This is a genomic window from Treponema sp. Marseille-Q4523 (assembly GCF_016901105.1).
Classification (GTDB): Bacteria; Spirochaetota; Spirochaetia; order Treponematales; family Treponemataceae; genus Treponema_D.
Window position 1 is genome coordinate 60799 of the sequence record NZ_JAFEVM010000009.1, and the last position, 19759, is coordinate 80557.

At 44.1% G+C, this 19759-nt stretch carries 18 protein-coding genes and 1 tRNA gene; 17 read left to right on the forward strand and 2 right to left on the reverse strand.

Annotated elements, in window-relative coordinates:
* The first annotated feature begins 9 nt into the window (after positions 1-9).
* From JSQ97_RS04460 to JSQ97_RS04480, 5 genes are all read left to right on the forward strand, one after another.
* Entirely contained in the window at positions 10-516 is a 507-nt protein-coding gene (locus tag JSQ97_RS04460) for a hypothetical protein (protein WP_205074949.1), read from the forward strand.
* A gap of 50 nt (positions 517-566) precedes the next feature.
* Complete coding sequence (locus tag JSQ97_RS04465; RefSeq protein WP_205074950.1) at positions 567-1220, forward strand: YARHG domain-containing protein; 654 nt, start codon at positions 567-569, stop codon at positions 1218-1220.
* Between the two features lie 46 nt (positions 1221-1266).
* Positions 1267-1683, forward strand: a complete 417-nt coding sequence (locus JSQ97_RS04470; RefSeq protein WP_205074951.1) for a hypothetical protein — start codon at positions 1267-1269, stop codon at positions 1681-1683.
* Positions 1684-1802: 119 nt separating this feature from the next.
* Positions 1803-3122 (forward strand): ABC transporter substrate-binding protein, encoded by a 1320-nt coding sequence (locus JSQ97_RS04475; RefSeq protein ID WP_239446931.1) that lies wholly within the window; start codon positions 1803-1805, stop codon positions 3120-3122.
* Positions 3123-3163: 41 nt separating this feature from the next.
* Complete coding sequence (locus tag JSQ97_RS04480; RefSeq protein WP_205074953.1) at positions 3164-5299, forward strand: methyl-accepting chemotaxis protein; 2136 nt, start codon at positions 3164-3166, stop codon at positions 5297-5299.
* A 133-nt stretch (positions 5300-5432) separates the two neighbouring features.
* Here the strand turns inward: JSQ97_RS04480 and JSQ97_RS04485 are convergent, their stop codons facing one another.
* Complete coding sequence (locus JSQ97_RS04485; RefSeq protein ID WP_205074954.1) at positions 5433-5810, reverse strand: magnesium and cobalt transport protein CorA; 378 nt, start codon at positions 5808-5810, stop codon at positions 5433-5435.
* A 289-nt stretch (positions 5811-6099) separates the two neighbouring features.
* Between JSQ97_RS04485 and JSQ97_RS13120 the strand changes: the two genes are divergently transcribed.
* The 7 genes from JSQ97_RS13120 to JSQ97_RS04520 all read left to right on the forward strand — a co-directional run bounded on the left by JSQ97_RS13120 (position 6100) and on the right by JSQ97_RS04520 (position 17010).
* Entirely contained in the window at positions 6100-7263 is a 1164-nt protein-coding gene (locus tag JSQ97_RS13120; protein ID WP_205074955.1) for a GGDEF domain-containing protein, read from the forward strand.
* Between the two features lie 162 nt (positions 7264-7425).
* Positions 7426-7509 (forward strand) — tRNA-Leu (locus JSQ97_RS04495).
* Between the two features lie 689 nt (positions 7510-8198).
* Positions 8199-8864, forward strand: a complete 666-nt coding sequence (locus JSQ97_RS04500) for a response regulator transcription factor (protein ID WP_205074956.1) — start codon at positions 8199-8201, stop codon at positions 8862-8864.
* Positions 8861-9493 carry a hypothetical protein gene (locus JSQ97_RS04505; protein ID WP_205074957.1) on the forward strand — a complete coding sequence of 211 codons (633 nt, stop codon included), beginning with the start codon at positions 8861-8863 and terminating at the stop codon, positions 9491-9493. The genes JSQ97_RS04500 and JSQ97_RS04505 overlap by 4 nt, the downstream gene beginning before the upstream one ends.
* On the forward strand, positions 9454-10347 hold the full coding sequence (locus JSQ97_RS04510) for a sensor histidine kinase (RefSeq protein ID WP_205074958.1): 894 nt from the start codon (positions 9454-9456) through the stop codon (positions 10345-10347). The genes JSQ97_RS04505 and JSQ97_RS04510 overlap by 40 nt, the downstream gene beginning before the upstream one ends.
* A 526-nt stretch (positions 10348-10873) precedes the next feature.
* Positions 10874-15874: a leucine-rich repeat domain-containing protein gene (locus JSQ97_RS04515; RefSeq protein ID WP_205074959.1), complete on the forward strand. Its 5001-nt coding sequence runs from the start codon at positions 10874-10876 to the stop codon at positions 15872-15874.
* A 464-nt stretch (positions 15875-16338) separates the two neighbouring features.
* Positions 16339-17010, forward strand: a complete 672-nt coding sequence (locus tag JSQ97_RS04520; RefSeq protein ID WP_205074960.1) for a hypothetical protein — start codon at positions 16339-16341, stop codon at positions 17008-17010.
* 107 nt (positions 17011-17117) lie between these two features.
* Here JSQ97_RS04520 and JSQ97_RS04525 read toward each other — a convergent pair whose 3' ends face one another.
* A complete protein-coding gene (locus JSQ97_RS04525) occupies positions 17118-17267 on the reverse strand; it encodes a hypothetical protein (RefSeq protein ID WP_205074961.1) in 150 nt (49 codons plus the stop codon).
* Positions 17268-17705: 438 nt separating this feature from the next.
* On the opposite strand from JSQ97_RS04525, the gene JSQ97_RS04530 reads away from it, so the two are divergent.
* From JSQ97_RS04530 to JSQ97_RS04550, 5 genes are all read left to right on the forward strand, one after another.
* On the forward strand, positions 17706-18161 hold the full coding sequence (locus JSQ97_RS04530; protein ID WP_205074962.1) for a hypothetical protein: 456 nt from the start codon (positions 17706-17708) through the stop codon (positions 18159-18161).
* 134 nt (positions 18162-18295) lie between these two features.
* On the forward strand, positions 18296-18523 hold the full coding sequence (gene vapB / locus JSQ97_RS04535; protein ID WP_187384622.1) for a type II toxin-antitoxin system antitoxin VapB: 228 nt from the start codon (positions 18296-18298) through the stop codon (positions 18521-18523).
* A gap of 6 nt (positions 18524-18529) precedes the next feature.
* Entirely contained in the window at positions 18530-18937 is a 408-nt protein-coding gene (gene vapC / locus JSQ97_RS04540; RefSeq protein ID WP_205074963.1) for a type II toxin-antitoxin system tRNA(fMet)-specific endonuclease VapC, read from the forward strand.
* Between the two features lie 106 nt (positions 18938-19043).
* Entirely contained in the window at positions 19044-19304 is a 261-nt protein-coding gene (locus JSQ97_RS04545) for a type II toxin-antitoxin system Phd/YefM family antitoxin (protein ID WP_205074964.1), read from the forward strand.
* A gap of 177 nt (positions 19305-19481) precedes the next feature.
* The gene (locus JSQ97_RS04550) at positions 19482-19691 is read left to right on the forward strand and encodes a PIN domain-containing protein (RefSeq protein WP_239446932.1); all 210 of its coding nucleotides are present in this window, start codon (positions 19482-19484) and stop codon (positions 19689-19691) included.
* Positions 19692-19759: the final 68 nt, after the last annotated feature.

The window sequence follows — 19759 nt, forward strand, 5'->3', positions numbered from 1 at the left end:
GAAAGAAAGATGAAAAATGAATTGCACGATTTTATAACAAAATTGTCTGCGACGACATTGAATGTTTCAATGGCAATTCTTATTCTGATGCCGCAGGGATGGGCTGTCATTGCGGCAATACTATCGCTTGAAGTCGCTCTCTTTTATTTTTTTCTAAAACGCGAATATGAATTTAAAAAATTATTTTGGCGATTAGCGATTTCAAACTTAGTGAGCGGAATATCGGGATTTGTATTGTCATTGTTTTTAAACGGGGGTTGGCTGGGTGTTTTCTGGTTTCCGTGGGTAGGTTCCCACGAAATACAGTTTATGAGTCCGTTTTTTATTTTATATTTCTTCATTATATTCGCGATAACTTTATTGATAGAAATACCGGTAAATATACTATTGTTCCGGAAACTCGGCATACATCCCAAACAAACCTTTTTCATTTCTCTGATAGTAAATGCAATAACAAATATCGGTTGTGCATTCATTATTTATTTGTTCAGTTTTGATATTATAAAAATAGGATGACAAAGCCTGTTACAGCTTAAGCGAACGGATATCGCATACAGGATTAAGATATGAAAAAAAATTTTTTTGTTTTTGCGGTTTTGATTTTTGCAAGCGTATCTTCTTTTGCGGGAGAAAAAATAAAATGCGTAAAAGAAACGTATACCTATCCCGAATATAACGGCGGAGTTTATACAAATGAATTTTATTTTATAGAAAACTTTGTCATTCATCCTCTTAATTTTGCAGGCAGAAAATATATTTTGTTTTATAAAGATGCAGACGATGAGGATTATCATTCGTTCGGAGAATCTTACCCGAAATATCTCGGCGGCGGAATATTTTCGGGAGCAGTTTACGGAGTCGGAGATCCGCTTGAATGGTTGTGTAAAAAAACCGAAGAAATTTTATATGATAAAAACGACTTTTATCGTATTTTGGCAAATGAGTTCTACAGATGGTATTTAAAGAAAGAAGCATTCAGCTCCGATTTTGATTGTTTGGAAGATTTTATCTGCGGTACTATGAAAGTATTTTCAAAAGAAGATTTACGTATTTTGCGGAATACGATCTACGCAAAATACGGCTACATTTTCAAATCGAAAGATTTAAATGATATTTTTTCAAAAACCGAATGGTATACGCCGAAAGAATATTTTAATGAAAGCTCCTTCAGCCACTTGGATGATTGTTTTCTTGAAATCATTAAGCTGTTGGAAAAATAAATGTGATTTAGCAATATGCTTTTGATACGAACACAGAGGAGTTTTTATGCCCGTCATTCTCGTTTCACCGTTAATATTAATAATTGCGTTTTCAGTCGGAATTGTAGTCGTAACAAGACTTTTTAATAAAAGAAGTGCATTTTCAAAGGATGAAAATGTAAATGAAACGGACGGAACACTCATATCCGTTAATATACGTCGAATAAATTTTCTTGCATATATCAATGAATATGATTATACGTATACTGTCAACGGCAACCTTTATTCAGGTAACGATACGGAAGGTTTTTTCTTTGAACAAAAACGCAATCCGCTCCCGAAAGAAAATGTAAAAGTGGAATACATCAAAGCCCATCCTGAACAATCAAGGTTGAAATTTATTAATCACAAAAATGCAAGACTTCGCTTTATCCTCGCAGTTACGCTGTCTGTATTGCTCATATTATTTTTGCTAAAATTTTAAATGAATATTATACACACTGGTGTACGAAAGATTGACACAGGCTCTTTTACTCGCTACTATTATAGATTGTACGCATACACATATAATTATAAAAAACAATGCGCGAGTTAGGAGTGTTTATGAACAATGGTCGGTGGGAACTTTTGCTAAAGCACAGTGCAATCATCGTATGTGCAGCGCTTTTAGTGGGTTGTATGAATCAAAAAACCGCTTCCGTCGCGGCGGATATCGATTTTTGGTCGTTTCCCAACTTTACTTCGGAAACGGGTGTGCAGGGTGATTTTGAAAAAGAGCTTATCGCGGCTTTCGAAAAAGCGAATCCGTCGATCAACGTGCGCTTTACATCGATTAGTTTTACCGACGGCGCGGATAAAATCGAACAGGCGATCGCTTCAGGCAAAGCCCCCGATATCGTATACGACGCGCCCGGCCGCATCATCGCATGGGCGGACAAGGGCTTGCTCGAACCTCTCGACGACGTACTCGCAACGGAAAAGCCGTATATCATGACGGGTATGCTTGCGGTTTCCGCAGGCAAAGATTTACGCACGTATATGTATCCGATGCATGAGGGACCTTTTTCGATGGCATTCAATAAAGAGATGCTCGAAGATTTGGGGCTTCTTTCCCTTTTGCCGTACACTCGGCGCGACCGGCAGTGGACTGTCGCGGAGTATGAAAATCTTTTACGCGCGCTCAAATCGAAATTGCCGAAAGGCAAAACACCCGGCGTATTCTACTATAAAACGCAGGGCGGCGATCAGGGCACTCGTGCGTTTTTGGTCAACCTCTTCGGCAATGTATCGCTTTTGAATAACGATTATTCGCGCTATACGTTCAACACGCCCAAAGCGATAAAAAACGTTGCGTGGACGATGGACGCGATGAAAGAAGGCTTACTGCTTAACGGCGCGAACCTCACGTCGAATGACGCTATCGCTATGTTCGTTGCATCCGATGCGGCGCACACGATCCTCTATTCCCCGCAGCTGAATAAAATGTATGACGGAAAACGCAAATATCGCGGCAAAGATTTTACTCCGATCTACATGCCTTTTCCGAACGATTCGGGCGCTCCGTCCCTCGAATTCATCGTCGGCGGCGCCTGTGTGTTTAAAAACAAAAATCAAAATAAAATAGAAGCGGCGAAACGATTCCTGCACTTTATGGCGACGGATGAAGTATGGGCGCCGAAGCTCGTCGCCGCGACCGGCGGTTTTCCCGTAACTTCAAAGATCGAAATCGAAACCGACGATCCGGAGATATTGTATAATTCCGTACTGCAGAAATTCTTCGGCCAATACTACAACAATATAACCGGTTTTCCGGAAATGCGCGGCTATTGGAATACGGCGCTGAAGAACGCCGCAGCCGGAAGAAACATACAGGGCGTACTGAATATTTTTGTAAAAAGTTCTGATGAATCGCTCAATAAATAAAAATACGTAATCACTGCTGCGGCTTTTTTTAAGGAAGGGATATGAAATACGTTTTTTCGGACGGAAAGAAACATAAAATATTTTCAATAAAAAACAAAATGATAACGGCGTTTGCGTTTTTTTCGCTCTCGATCGTACTCATTTCATGTATCGTATCGATAGCGCTCGCCTCTTTTTCACTCGTAAGCAATACGCGGTACTTCCTCAACGAATTGGTGTTCAGCTCTTCAAAAGCGCTCGACGAACGCTCGAAGGCGATGTTCGAAAAGCTGGAAGCCTTTTCCAATATCCCCGATATCCAGGAAGATACGCTGTCGTACCGTGCAAAAATCGAATTATTAAAAAATGAAATTCAACTGCAGCGACAGCGCGGTTGGCTCAATTTCGGTATCGGCGGAAAAAACGGCATACTCTACCGCACCGACAATAAAACCGAAAACGTTTCGACGGAAGATTGGTTTCGACGAGCGATGACGGGTAAGTACGCCATCACGGAGCCGGTTTTTTCTTCCACGGAACGGATGTACGTATCCACGATTGCGATCCCGCTGCGCGATTTACAGGGCAAGATCACCGGTGTTCTCAGTGCAACACTTTTGGGCGGTTCGCTGTCGAATCTCGTAAGCGATATGACGGTCGGAAAAACGGGAGCCGCATATCTGATCAGCCCCGACGGCATCATTCTCGGAAACCGTCAGCCGGAAATATTGTATAAAAATATCTTTACCGAAGTGTTCGAACGCGAAAGCAAAGAATTTCAAGGTTTTTTGCGGAGCGCGTTGAGCTCGGGAAAATCTAACGTGAGTATTTCAAGAATAAATAATACGAGATATATCGCGGCAACGTCTTCCATGCGCTACTCCGGCTGGACGCTGCTGCTCATGGCGCCCGTTTCGGAATTCGTCGCGGAAAATATAACGACGCTTATTAAAACGTTTATTTTCATCGCCGTTTTGCAGCTCGTCATCGCGATCATCATCGGATTCTTTATCGCGCGCCATATCGTCAAGCCGCTCAATTTGATGATCGACGCGCTGCACAATATTTCGCAAGGTGAAGGCGATCTTACCATCGAACTGCCGGTCCTCGGCAGGGATGAAACGGGCATCCTCTCGACTTACTTTAACGAAACCATCTCAAAACTCCGGAACTCGATCAAAAACGTCAGCACCGGTTCATTCGAAATGAAAACCGTCGGATCCGATCTCGAAAGCAATATGGTGTCCGTAAGCGAATTCGTAAAGGCGATCACGGACAGTATCGAAGAATTGAGAGGCCATTTTACGGAACAGGAAAAAAGCGTTTCGGAAACAGCCTCCGCGATCGAAGAGGTCATTAAAGCGATCCGCGCGCTGCACGAAGACATCGACCGGCAGCTGAGCGTTGTTCAAAACTCGACGTCATCGCTCGACGGTATGACGAAGTTCGTAAGTTCCGTCGAAGAAAACATAAAGGATGCACAGGATACTATGCAAAACCTCGCCTCGGCGACGGACTCCGGCCGCGAAACGCTCACACGGGCGAACAATATATCGCAGCGGATATCCGAAGCGTCGGGCAGTTTGATCGAAGCGAGTGCCGTCATTCAGAATATAGCAAACCAGACAAACCTCTTGGCAATGAACGCAGCTATCGAAGCGGCGCACGCAGGTAAAGCGGGCAAGGGATTCGCCGTCGTCGCTTCGGAAATCAGAAAGCTCGCGGAAAGCTCGAGCGCACAAGGTCAGAAAATCACGACGACGCTCAAAAACATCATAGATGAAATCGAACAGCTCGCATCGTCCGCATCGGGCGCGGTCGAAAAATTCAATTATATTTCAAGCTATTCGAACGAAGTGTATAATGCCATCCAAAACGTCGTCAAAGTGATGGACAAACAGGAAGAAAACAGCACGAGCATACGCGATATGATAAAAAATATCGGTACGACGACGAGCGGGGTAAAATACAATTCCGCAGAAATGCTTGCGAGCAGTGAAAATATCTTAACGCAGGCGACGCAGCTTGACGAACTCACCCGCGTTTTACGCAAAACGATGGATTCGATCGAATCGCAAGTCGATCTTATCAATTCGGCGACACAGGAATCGATGGAAATCGCGGTAAAAAACAAAGAATCCATCGACGGTCTCGTCGCCGAAGTCGGTAAATTCAAAACGCAGACGACGGATATGTAAGCGCATAGCCTTCCGATTTTTATCGGATGATCTCATCCGTCTTGGACGATGAGAGACCGCTGCCGAAAAAACAGCACTGTTGCCGCATCGGCGGCGGAAAAACCGGAGCGTGCCCGCGAGGGTTTATTGAATTTTATTTTTCAAGCCAGCTTTTCAATATGCGGGCGACGGCATCGGGATTCGTTTTTGCCATGCGTGCGATATCGGTCGGATTTCGAACGGAAGTCCCCTGCCCCGTTTGCTTTCGCGGAGCGGTGAAGATGCCCCTTGCCGTGCCGTAGTCGATCGCTTCCTGCAAAACGGCGAGTTCGCGCAACACCTGCCGTTCATCGCGGGGATCATACTTTCCGAGCCTTCGGATCGTGGAAGTAAGCGAACTCCGTTCGCTGTCTGAAAGATGCAGATACCGGAAAACGGCTTCGCTCGCATCGCTCCCCAATTCGCCGAGCAAAATCGCCGCTTTTTGAATTCCCGATATATACGGATACGCCGTTTTGATAAAATCGCTCATGTATGCCTCGAAAATCGCAGAATGCCGACCGTCGTTTTATTTGATATACTGTATCGGAAATCGTACAAAAAAGATAGAGCATCTCGAAAAACTGACCTTTAGCGATTTTTTCGAGATACTGACGAGTTGTAAGTCGCTGTAGTATCGCGAGTTACAACATCGCATTTTCAAACTTACCTCTAAAAACTGCAGTTTTTAGAGGTCCCCGATAGTACATTTTTTTGTTTTATATTATAATAAAAGGGTTGTTTGCCTATCGTCCGAGGTATAGACAGGAGGGAGGGTCCTTGTGGTATTCACGTATGTCGTCGCCTATTTTTCCGTAGCCGTCGTCTGTTTCGCTATTGCCGTTGTCATCGGAACAAAGCTCACACGCGATGTCGGAAGCGAATCGGAAATGCGCGCATTCAAAGGCGTCATTTCCGCATACGCCGTTTTTTTAATAACGAACGCGGTATGGGTATGGTGCAATTACGGCTACCTTCCCGCTTCATGGGGCTATCTGCTGAGCAGCATGAATATAATCGCACTGGGCTTGTGCGCATTCTTTTGGTTCCAATACACGGAATTGAAACTGCACTCTTCTCTATGGCAGTCGAAAGTATTCCGCTTCCTGTACCCCGTGCCGATGTGCATCATCATTTTTCTCTCTCTTTTGTCTCCGTTTACGGGATGGCTTTTTTACTACAGTACCGCAGGCAATTATGTCCACGGCCCGCTCTACGGCATTCAGCTGGTACTCGATATTTCCTATCTTGCATTCGCATCCGCCCATGCCGTCATCGCTTCCAAGCGTACAAAAATCGCTGCAAAGAAAAAAGAATACTTTACGCTCATCGCGTTTTTGTTTTGTCCCTTCGCCGCCGGCGTCATCGATGCGATAATCCCGAACTTGCCGATCGTAGAAACGGCGATGCTGTTTGCGATCTTTATCGTTTTTGCAAATCTCCAAGAATCGCAGATTTACAGCGACGCGCTGACAGGATTGAACAACAGGCGGCTTGCCGACGAGTGGCTTTTGAATAAGCTTCCGTCGGTTTCCGCTCTTCGACCGCTGTTTTTTTTTATCACCGATATAAACAGTTTTAAACACATCAACGATACGTACGGACATTTGGAAGGCGATAACGCGATCAAGACCGTCGCGGAAACGTTTCAGGATATCGGGCGAATGTATCACAGTTTTATAGCGCGCTGGGGCGGAGACGAATTTATCATAATCGCCGAAGCCCAACACATACCGGAGCCGGAATCGTTCATAAAAACAATACGGAATATGCTTGCCGAAAAATTGCAAAAGAGAGAGCTTCCCTACGAACTGACGCTCAGTATCGGCTATGCGATGTGTACCACAGCCGACGAATCTCCGGCTTCGCTCATCGCCAGAGCCGACGGCATGCTGTATCAAGATAAAAAAGCGTATTACCATACGCGAAAGCAGTTCAGACGATAAACGAAGGATGCCTCTTTAACAAGATCCGACGCGTATATATCGATGTCCCCTATGCAAACCGTCACATAAGGGAACACACAAAAAAAACAAGTAACGCAATGCGTCAATGGCAACACGGTGAATTGACGCAGAGCCGATATTTTGCTATGATAACCGAACATCGCCCGGATGGTGGAATTGGCAGACACGCTAGCTTCAGGTGCTAGTGAGCGTACGCTCATGGGGGTTCAAGTCCCCCTCCGGGCATATTCGAATATTTCAGAAAAAAATCACGTCTTAACATATTAATCGCAATCAAAAATACGATTCGGGACTTGAACCACGGAGCGAGCGCCGAGCAGGGCGAGGAAGAGGCGGCAGGGATGCCGCCGGAAGCGAGCGCAGGCGTCCCGAAGGGGGCGTACAGGATGTACGTACCCGGAGGGATTCAAGTCCCCCTCCGGGCAAGAGCTCGCAAATCCGAGCAGTGCGCAGGATTTGCGAGCGTCTCCGATAAAAGAAAAACGGCTTGCCGTTTTTCGCCTCTCGACTTAATCAGAGCAAATCCGAGCAGTGCGCAGGATTTGCGAGCGTCTCCTATGAAAGAAAAACGGCTCGGCCGTTTTTCAGCTCCAGACTTAAAAAAGCAAATCCGAGCAGTGCGGAGAAATCGCGAGCGTCTCCTATGAAAGAAAAACGCTGCAGGCGTTTTTCAGCTCCAGACTTAAAAAAGCAAATCCGAGCAGTGCGGGACTTGCAACGAGCGCGAAGCGCGAAGTTCCCCGCGCAGCAAATCGCGAGCGTCTCCTATGAAAGAAAAACGCTGCAGGCGTTTTTCAGCTTCCGACTTTTTCGTGAACTATATCTTTAAATTTCTTGACACATTAATCGCAATCAAAAAATATCGGGACTAAACTCCCTGTAAATCATCGCTTTTTTCATATAAAATACAAGTTATGGTTAAGAATATAATTCTTTGTGATGACCACGCGCTGTTGAGAAACGGAATAAAAAGCTGGATAGAAACTCACTCAAAATACAAAGTTACGCATGAAGCGGGAACGTGGACGGAATGCGAAAAAATTATCGAAGCGTTTCGTGCGTCCGACTGTCGCTCGTCCGATTCTCCGAACAACCATATCGCCGTCGTAGATATTTCGTTCAAAGCCGAATATTCGCCGGCAGCCCACGAAGAAAATTGCGGTTTTGAAATAATCCGCCGTTTTACCGCGCTCGGCGTTCCATGCATCGCGTATTCAAGTCATGATTCGGGAGGATTTGTAGAACACGCCGTAAGCTGCGCAGTCGGAGCAAAAGGTTTTGTTTCAAAAAATGCGGATGAAGAAATTTTGCTCGCAGCGATTCGTGCGGTGTCCGACGGAAAAACATACATTCAAGCGGAACTTGTAACAGGCCTTTTGGAAGTGAACTGCATAAGTCGGACGTTTACCAAAAAAGAAAAACTGCTTTCGGATGCTCTGACGATCCATAACACAAACGCCGAAGTTGCCGCCGCGCTCGGCATCACCGAAAAAACCGTTGTAAATTATCTTACAATTTTGTATGACAAAGCAGGGGTAAAAAACAAACTTGAATTCTTGGAAAAGATGGGGAAGTTATGAAAACTTTTTGTAAAACATTTTATAAAACGGCACTGCTTTGCGCGGCGGCACTCGCTTTGAACATTGCAGCTTTCTTACTCGTCACTTATTTGCGGCTTCCCGTTTTTATGGACACGATTTTTACGGTCGCTCTCGTTTTTTATGCGGGGCTTGTGCCGGCTTTGATCGTCGCAGCTCTCTATAATCCGATTATGACGATTTTGCTTTGCGTAATTAACGGAACGGAAATCTTTTACTTTGATTCTTTGTATGCGATCTGCGGAATCCTGATCGTCATTTCGACTTGGATTTTCAGCCGCAACAGAAAAGAATTCCTTTTCAGTCATACCGTTACGGTTTTATATCTTTTGATTATCGCATTCGTATCCGCTTTTTTAACCTGTTTTTCCGCAAGCGCGCTGAACACGTTTATTCGTCCGCTTTTCGGAAACTTATCGCGGTTTTCCGCAATCGACGATTTTTACATCGCTTTTCAAAATTTAAAATTCGGGACATTCCTTTCATATCTTTTGCCGCGTATCCCGATCATCGTGCTGGACAGGCTGATTTCCACTTTTTTAGGCTACGGAATATATAGAGTGATTAAACTATGGACGAGCAGCAATTACAGGATTTACTTTCCGCTTTAAACCTTTACACGTCGTTTTTTCTCTTTTTGATCGTGCTTTGTTTTGCATCTTTTGTCGCGGTTCTTTTTAGTCTGATCCACAATATAAAAAACCGCAAAAATTTACAGGGAAATCGGGAGTTTGTTTCGGAAATCATTCAGACGCAGGAAGCGGAGCGAAACCGTATAAGCCGGGAACTTCACGATACGGTAAGCCAAAACATAAAAACCCTTCTTCTGAAAGAAAAAGAACTTTCGGCAATTTTGTATGATTCCGATTCCAAAAGCGATGAAATACAATTCAAAATCGAAAAAATCATCGATCTTGAAAAACAAAATCAAAAGCAGCTCAGAACGATCATTCGAAACCTTGCAGTTCCGGCTGTCGGCAACATTCCTTTTAAAACCGTCATAAACGATTTGTGCGAGCAGTTCAAAGAGCAAAGCGGCATAGACTGCTCGTTTTTCGTTTCTCCCGACGTTGTGCTTGACGATTTTTCAAAAGAGCAAAAACATCACATTCTGCGGATAATTCAGGAAGCCTTGAACAACGCAAAAACGCACGCAAAAGCAAGCGAGACAAGCATTGTCATAAGAAAAGTAAGCCGCAACGGAAACGACCGCCGTTCCGAGCCGGTCCCGGAGCAAAACTTGCAGACCGGCGAAGATTCTATTTGCATAATGATTTTTGACGACGGGCAGGGCTTTGCCGGCGCCGCACAAATTGAAAGCGGACTATATTCGCAAAACCACTTCGGCATGAGCGGAATGGAAATGCGTGCAAAACTTTTGGGCGGTTCTCTTGTTGTGCAAAGCACTGCGGAAGCCGGAACGGAAGTGCGACTGGAAATTCCGGTACGTAATTGCGGCTCATGAACCGATAAAATACGATCCGATTCAGTCATATATCCCGAAGTTTTGACTTTCCTATTTGTCCCGATTTTTTCGGGAGTAAACTCCCTATCATGTAAGCAAAAATACGTGTAGAATTATTCCGAATAAAAGGGAAATAATCGGCAGCCGCCTCAAGTTCGACCCGAAAGACGCGGAACAGGGCGTATTTGAACGGAGGTTTGTCCCTCCCTCTAATAAGTACGATAAAAAGCGCCGTCTGAAATATCGCCGTCGCTGGAGTCTAAAGCCGAAAAACGCCAAAGCGTTTTTCTTTTATGGGAGACACTCGCGATTTCTGTGCATTGCTCGAAATCGCAGCGTTCTTATCTCGAGTTTGCGCGGATGTTTGCAGAAAACGTGTATACGTAGTGTTTTGATAAAGATCGCATGAATACGATACGCTTTATTTTGCAAACTCGACTATTAAACGTGTGCGCGCACGCGCACGGCTAAAAACTTTTTCGGAAATTAATATTTCCTGCAAAAGTTTTTATGGGAGTTGTTTAATATGAAACAAAGTAACGTAAAACGGGCAGTAAACCTTACTGCATTGGTATTGGCAGCAGGGCTGCTGATATTATTGACAGGCTGTCCTCAAACAAGTAACTTTGAGCCTCAACCGGACAGTCTTAAACCTCAAACGGTAACAATCACCGTAACAGGAGATACCGGCGTAAAAAGCATTAAGCCTGAAAATGTAACTGTAGAGAAAAACACGAAATGGAAAACCGTTAAGGATAAAATCACGGTAGAATATGACAAAGGCTTTGAGGCGGCAGACTTTACGCTGGGCAGTAAAAACGGAGTATACTTGGAAGACGATTATGTCTTTAATACGGACAAAACCGTATGTGCCCTTTCAAAACGGCAAGGTACATCCGACCCTGAAAAGATTACAATCACCGTAACGGGAGATGATAATGTAACCGTAAACGAGCCTAAAACCCTTGAAGCTGCAAAGGATACAAAATGGAGCGCGATTAAGGCTGCTGTAGCGGAAAAAATCAGCTATGAGAAAGGCTATGAGGCAAAAGGCTTTAAGCTGGATAATGAAACCGGGCAGGACTTGGAAGACAGTTATGTCTTTGATACGAACAAAACCGTATGTGCTCTTTCAAAACCGCAAGGTTCCCCCGCCCCTGAAAAGATTACAATCACCGTAACAGGAGATGCTAATGTAACCGTAAACGAGCCTAAAACCTTTGAAGCTGCAAAGGGTACAACATGGAGTGCGATTAAGGATGCTGTAGCGAAAAAAATCAGCTATAAGGAAGAGTATGAGGCAAAAGGCTTTAAGCTGGATAATGAAAGCGGGCAGAACTTAAAAGACGGTTATGCCTTTAATGAAAATAAAACGGTCTTTGCTCTTAGTAAGAAAAAAAATACTGGTATTTTTAGGACCGACGGAAACGGCATAATAACGGGTTATACGTGTACACAGGCAGAGCTTCCTGCTATTCTTGAAATCCCCGCCCAAATAGAGGATGAAGTAATTACCTCAATAGGCAACTCTGCTTTTAAAGGCTGTACGCTCTTAACCGAAGTAAAACTGCTTGCAAGTCTTACCTCAATAGACACCTCTGCTTTTGAAAATTGTACGGGCTTAACCGAAGTAAAACTTCCTGCAAGCCTTACCTCAATAGATGTGAAAGCTTTTAAAGACTGCCCCATCGAAACGCTTTACATAAACTGCGATATCAACGGCACAATTATCGACAATCTTACACAAGAGGCTTCGGTAAGGCAGCACTTAAAAAATCTTACGCTCGGTGCGAGGGTTACTACGATAGGCGAGTATGCTTTTTACTACTGTACGGGCTTAACCGAGGTAAAACTGCCTGCAAGCCTTACCGAAATAGGTGAGAGAGCTTTTAAAGAGTGCCCCATCGAAACGCTTTACATAAACGGCGATATCAAAGACACAATTATCGGCAATCTTACACAAGAGGCTTCGGTAAAGACACACTTAAAAAATCTTACGCTCGGTGCAGGGGTTACTACGATAGACTCGTCTGCTTTTTCCGGCTGTACGGGCTTAACACGTGTAGACCTATCCGGCTGTACAAGCCTTACCTCAACGGGCGCGTATGCTTTTGAAGGCTGTACGGGCATAACCGAGGTAAAACTTCCTGCAAGCCTTACTTCAATAAGCAACTCTGCTTTTAAAAGCTGTCGGGGCTTAACACGTGTAGACCTATCCGGCTATACAAGCCTTACCACGATAGGCGACTCTGCTTTTAAAGGCTGTACGGGTTTAACCGAAGTAAAACTGCCTGCAAACCTTACCACAATGGGCAAATCTGGTTTTGAAGGCTGTACGGGTTTAACACGTGTAGACCTATCCGGCTGTACAAGCCTTACCGAAATAGGCGAGTCTGCTTTTGACGGCTGTACGCATTTAACCGAGGTAAAACTGCCTGCAAGCCTTACTACAATAGACGCCTCTGCTTTTGGCGGCTGCCCCATCGAAACGCTTTACATAAACTGCGATATCAAAGACACAATTATCGGCAATCTTACACAAGCGGCTTCGGTAAAGGCACACTTAAAAAATCTTACGCTCGGTGCAGGGGTTACTACGATAGACTCGTCTGCTTTTAAAGGCTGTATGAGCTTAACCGAAGTAAAACTGCCTACAAGCCTTACCTCAATAGGTGAGAGAGCTTTTGAAGACTGTACGGGCTTAACCGAGGTAAAACTTCCTGCAAGCCTTACTTCAATAAGCAACTCTGCTTTTAAAAGCTGTCGGGGCTTAACACGTGTAGACCTATCCGGCTGTACAAGCCTTACCTCAATAGGCGAGTCTGCTTTTTACGGCTGTACGCACTTAACCGAGGTAAAACTGCCTGCAAGCCTTACTACAATAGACGCCTCTGCTTTTGGCGGCTGCCCCGTCGAAACGCTTTACATAAACTGCGATATCAAAGACACAATTATCGGCAATCTTACACAAGCGGCTTCGGTAAAGGCACACTTAAAAAATCTTACGCTCGGTGCGGGGGTTACTACGATAGGCGAGTCTGCTTTTAGAGGCTGTACGGGCATAACACGTGTAAACCTATCCGGCTGTACAAGCCTTACCTCAATAGGCAAGTCTGCTTTTGAAGGCTGTACGGGCTTACCACGTGTAGACCTATCCGGCTGTACAAGCCTTACTACAATAGACGGAAGTTATTCCAAAGGAGCTTTTTACGGCTGTACGGGCTTAACCGAAGTAAAACTGCCTGCAAGCCTTACTACAATAGGCTCCTATGCTTTTAGCGACTGCCCCATCGAAACGCTTTACATAAACTGCGATATCAAAGACTCAATCAGAAATCTTACACAAGAGGCTTCGGTAAGGCAGCACTTAAAAAATCTTACGCTCGGTGCGGGAGTTACTACGATAGGCGCGTATGCTTTTGAAGGCTGTACGGGCTTACCACGTGTAGACCTATCCGGCTGTACAAGCCTTACCTCAATAGGCGAGCAAGCTTTTTGGGGCTGTACGGGCTTAACACATGTAGACCTATCCGGCTGTACAAGCCTTACCTCAATAGGCGACTCTGCTTTTTCCGGCTGTACGCACTTAACCGAAGTAAAACTGCCTGCAAGCCTTACCGAAATAAGCACGACTGCTTTTTACGCCTGCCCCATCGAAACGCTTTACATAAACTGCGATATCAAAGACTCAATCAGAAATCTTACACGAGCGGCTTCGGTAAGGCAGCACTTAAAAAATCTTACGCTCGGTGCGGGGGTTACTACGATAGGCGAGAAAGCTTTTTGGGGCTGTACGGGCTTAACACATGTAGACCTATCCGGCTGTACAAGCCTTACCTCAATAGGCGAGTATGCTTTTAGAGACTGTACGGGCTTAACACATGTAGACCTATCCGGCTGTACAAGCCTTACCTCAATAGGCAAGTATGCTTTTTACGGCTGTACGGGCTTAACACATGTAGACCTATCCGGCTGTACAAGCCTTACCTCAATAAGCCAGCCTGCTTTTGAAGACTGTACGCACTTAACCGAGGTAAAACTGCCTGCAAGCCTTACCTACATAGGCAAGTCTGCTTTTTCCGGCTGTACGGGCTTAACACATGTAAACCTATCCGGCTGTACAAGCCTTACCTCAATAGACAACTCTGCTTTTTCCGGCTGTACGGGATTAACAGGTGTAGACCTATCCGGCTGTACAAGCCTTACCGCAATAGACTACTCTGCTTTTTCCGGCTGTACGGGTTTAACCGAAGTAAAACTGCCTGCAAGCCTTACCCAAATAGGCTACTATGCTTTTAAAGGCTGTACGGGCTTAACACGTGTAAACCTATCCGGCTGTACAAGTCTTCCCTCAATAGGCCAGTCTGCTTTTTCCGGCTGTACGGGCTTAACACGTGTAGACCTATCCGGCTGTACAAGCCTTACCTCAATAGACACCTCTGCTTTTAAAGACTGTACGCACTTAACCGAGGTAAAACTGCCTGCAAGCCTTACCTCAATATTGATGGATGCTTTTAAAGACTGCCCCATTGAAACGCTTTATATAAACTGCGATATCGAAGGCAGAATTATCGACAATCTTACAAAAGCGGCTTCGGTAAAGCAGCACTTAAAAAATCTTACGCTCGGTGCGGGGGTTACTACGATAGACTCGTCTGCTTTTTCCGGCTGTACGGGCTTAACACGTGTAGACCTATCCGGCTGTACAAGCCTTACCTCAATAGGTAGCTCTGCTTTTTACGGCTGTACGGGCGTAACCGAGGTAAAACTTCCTGCAAGCCTTACCACAATAGACGCGTCTGCTTTTTCCGGCTGTACGGGCTTAACACGTGTAAACCTATCCGGCTGTACAAGTCTTCCCTCAATAGGCCAGTCTGCTTTTTCCGGCTGTACGGGCTTAACACGTGTAGACCTATCCGGCTGTACAAGCCTTACCAAAATAGGCAACTATGGTTTTGACGGCTGTACGGGATTAACCGAGGTAAAACTGCCTGCAAGCCTTACCTCAATAGGCACGTCTGCTTTTAACAACTGCCCCATCGAAACGCTTTACATAAACTGCGATATCAAAGACACAATTATCGGCAATCTTACACAAGCGGCTTCGGTAAAGGCACACTTAAAAAATCTTAGGCTCGGTGCGGGGGTTACTACGATAGGCTTGTCTGCTTTTAAAGGCTATACGGGCTTAACACGTGTAGACCTATCCGGCTGTACAAGCCTTACCTCAATAGCCGGAAGTTATTATTCCGAAGGGGCTTTTGAAGACTGTACGGGTTTAACCGAAGTAAAACTGCCTGCAAGCCTTACCTCAATAGGCTATGCAGCTTTTAAAGGCTGTACGGGTTTAACGAGCGCGGTTTTTGCAGATACTACCGGCTGGATTGTGTATGATATTCTTCCTGGCGGCAGCACACCGATATCTATAAGTTCAAGCAATTTGGCTGCTCCCGCAACTGCTGCCGTGTATTTACGCGAAACAACCGCTCACGGCGGTTATTGCAATAACTACTGGAAGAAAAATTAGAAAAAATCGGTAATTACAGAGGTTTATACTTTACTGCCGTTTTTCAAAATAAGGGGAACGGCAGGGGGTTAAACCTGATTGGACAGTAAACAGGGCTTGCAAAGCCAAAAGGATTTTATACTATGAACAAATCTATTTTTTCAACATATCATAACGCCGAAAACAGAGTAACCTCTACGATACTGGCGGTTTTGGAACGGCTGAGCAATCCGACGCTGTCGGCCGTTTTTCAGGGCATAGAAGAAGAAAATAACTTTAAAATGATTACTTTCGAGAATCAATATAAAAACGGCAACTCCGTACCGGATGCACGAATTTGTGCATCGTTCGACTATATCATCGAAACGAAAATCGAAAAAAATGCCGTCGATAGTGCTCAGCTGCAACGGCACCGCGCCAATTCAAAAAAGGCCAAACTCATCGTTTTAACGCCCGACAACGACTGCCCTCAGTGCATTACGGATATGATGGGCAAAAAAAAGTCCGGTTCGAACATCATATGGAGTAATTTTGACGACTTATACGCTATACTGCGTACGGTAAAAGAAGAAGTAACGATTATACCGCACGAGATTTTTTTGCTTTCGGAGCTGCTGGCATTCTTTGAAGAGGAGGGCTTACTGAACGCAAATTTAAACAATGAACAGAAAAAATATGCAGTCATTGTTCCCGCACGGGAAGCCTGGCCGTTTTACAATAAATACGGCATCTACCGCTGCCAAGAAAGCAGATATTTTAGGCCTACAAAGTATATGGGTTTTTATGCGGACGGGCAAATTCAAACCCGCATCCCCGAAATTATCGGTTCCGTAGAGAGCCTGATTCTAAACGACGACGCAGCGCTTGATCAAGCCGATGTCAAGACCTGCATGGGTAAACGGGAAGAAGTAATAAAGCGGCTGCAGGAATTTAAAAAGATTTACCCTAAGACCGACCCATATAACAGCACACCCTACAAGTATATGGTATTGGCAAAACAAGGAGATACAAACCGAGTCGTTTCGATCAAAGCCCCGATTAAAAACGATAAAAAAGCATACAGCGGGCGGAATTTCGCCTTCGTAATGAAGCAAGCCTACGTCCCCATCGACGAACTGCAAAAAACAACAAAAACATCCGAATTAACACTGCTGTAAATTTACGCTAAAAATATACAGCATTGCTTCCTCAATCGCAAAGGGCGAAAATCACAGCCGTAACAGCTCATCTTTTACACCCCTTTCCGAACTCTGCACCTTTACTGCTATTCGCCTGTTTTGTTTATACTTGAAGCCGTTATCGTCTCTCTTTTAAGCGAACCGATCGCCTTAAAAAATCCTATCGTAAAAGAAACGCCGGTAGCAACACCGTTTAACTTAAACAGAGAACTGTCGCGGAACCCGATAAAATCCATGCAGGATTTTTACGAAGCAGCTCAACAAGCACGATAATAGGGCATCTAACCACGTTTTTAGAGATGCCCAATAATAACCATTCCGGCTGTTTTATAAGTCAAACAAAAAGCGGTCGGAGTGTTAAACGGTAGGGTCTTAACAGGAGAGTCTCCGGTTCTTACCGCGTCTTACGCGGCGGTAGTTGGTACCACGACGCGGATTACACCGCTTGTGCGTATCGAGGCCACAGCCGCCCCAACTACCACGCCGGCTACGACGGCGGCCCCTACAGCGGTCTTGGTTTGCGGCCGGTTTGCAGACCATGATTAAAACTGCACGTTCGTGTGCAGTTTTAATCGATGCAATTTGTGTCAGGGGGCTGCCTCAAAAGTTTGTTAATTTTTCGGACAGCCCCGTGTAGAATAATGGGGAAATAACTTAATAGAAGGACATAAAATATGAAAAAAGAATATTCAATCAAACTAAGGTTTTGCCGAAATGACAATGAACCTGATAATACACTTTTCGGTACCGACTCGGCCTATATGTCTCCTACTGCTTACAAGGAAATTTTTGGAAAAAAGCTGGACGGAACAAACAGAGAAAATCGGTTTATAAAAATATCGCACAATAATAATTCTATTTACCGAATTTTACGAGGCGTTCCGCATAACATTCTTTCAAAAGACATTATCTATATGGACAGCGACGGAAAGAATATCCTTAACAACAACAGCGACAGCGATGATAAAAATGATAAGATTGAACTGGAAATAATCCCTGTTTCGTGGTTTTCATTCTATTGGCATACTTCAAATATAATGGCCCGAATTTCTTTTAAAACCGGATTTTATTCAATCATTCTCGGGCTTATTTCGGTCGTCCTTTCCGTGTGGCAAATGTTTTTCAGGTAACGGGTTAGGGATAGCAGCGGAAATTGCCTCAAGGCAGAACTTGACGATAAGCCTACCTCCGTATATATTGTAATATATACAAAGTTACCTCTAAAAACCGCAGTTTTTGGAGGTTCCCATACGGAGGTGCCGATATGGTTTGTACAAAAGTGTTCACAAGCGGAAACAGTCAGGCGGTAAGAATCCCTAAAGAATTTCATATCGATTTTTCCGAATTATTCATCAAGAAAATCGGCTCATCAATAATTCTGACCCCAAAAGAAAGTAAGTGGGAAAATCTTAAAAGAAGTCTTTCCGAGTTTTCCGATGATTTTATGTCGGAAGGAAGAAATCAACCGGCAATGCCAAAACGGGAATTTTAAAGTTTAATGTATTTGCTGGATACAAATATCTGTATTTTCCTCATAAAAAATAAAAATCCGTATTTAAGAAAAAAAATATTTAACTGTAAAAAAGAAGAATTGTTTCTTTCCGCTATTACAATTGCGGAGTTGGAGTACGGTGTTTCAAAAAGTCAATGTAGAGAAAAGAATCGCCGGGCGCTTTTGGATTTTTGTGCCGATTTTATTAACATAATAGATTTTACTACAGAAGATACGGAAACATACGGAATGATTAGAGCCTATCTTGAAAACAAAGGTATTCCGATCGGACCTTTTGATACACAGATTGCCGCCCAAGCGTTAGCAAGAAATCTTACTGTAGTTACAAATAATATAAGAGAATTTTCCCGAATACCCGAACTGAAAGTCGAAGACTGGACAAAAGAATCATAAAAGGTTTAACTTCGACCGCTGAATAGGCGGCTCTGGTTAACCTTATCAATTTCCAATAGACAAAATATTTAAAGGTGTGGTAAAATAATCCCACGAGGAGATACAAATGCCGAGAATAGTTCCAATAAGAGATTTAAAAAATACTACTGTAATTTCACAAATATGCCATGAGGATAAAGAGCCTATTTTTGTTACGAAAAACGGTTATGGAGACATGGTAATTATGAGCATGGAAACCTATGAAAAAAATCTTTTTCTTTCCGATGTTTATGGTAAACTTGAAGAAGCAAAGCAGGACATGAAAAACGGCAGATATTCCTCCGCTGAAGATGCGGTTACTCGTATAAGGGAAAAACATGGTCTATAATGTTCGTATTTTTTACGCAAAAAGAGATTATAATAATTTAATATAAATAAAATCTAACACCCGTAATTTATCCTGCTTGGGACACGGAGACTTTTTGCGGTAATGTGCAGCTAAGGTTCAGAAAGAATCCGGTTGATTCCGGAAGCAGCCGAAGCTTGAAACGCGAGAGGCTTTTTAATGTATTTTTTATGGAAAAGACTGCGGAAAAAAGTGGAACAATTTTTAAAGCCGCTTGGAATTATGGATTTTACGGATAAAATGTCTTACGAGTATGCAAAAATACGAAAAGATTTAGAGCTCGCAGGTACACCGATAGGTGCAAACGATTTGCTTATTGCCGCCGCCGCAGTGCATGAGAGAGCGTCTTATTACTCACAATACGGATGAATTTTCGAGAGTACCCGATTTGAAAATTGAAGATTGGGTAAAAGAGTGAAAACTTAACACTATAATTA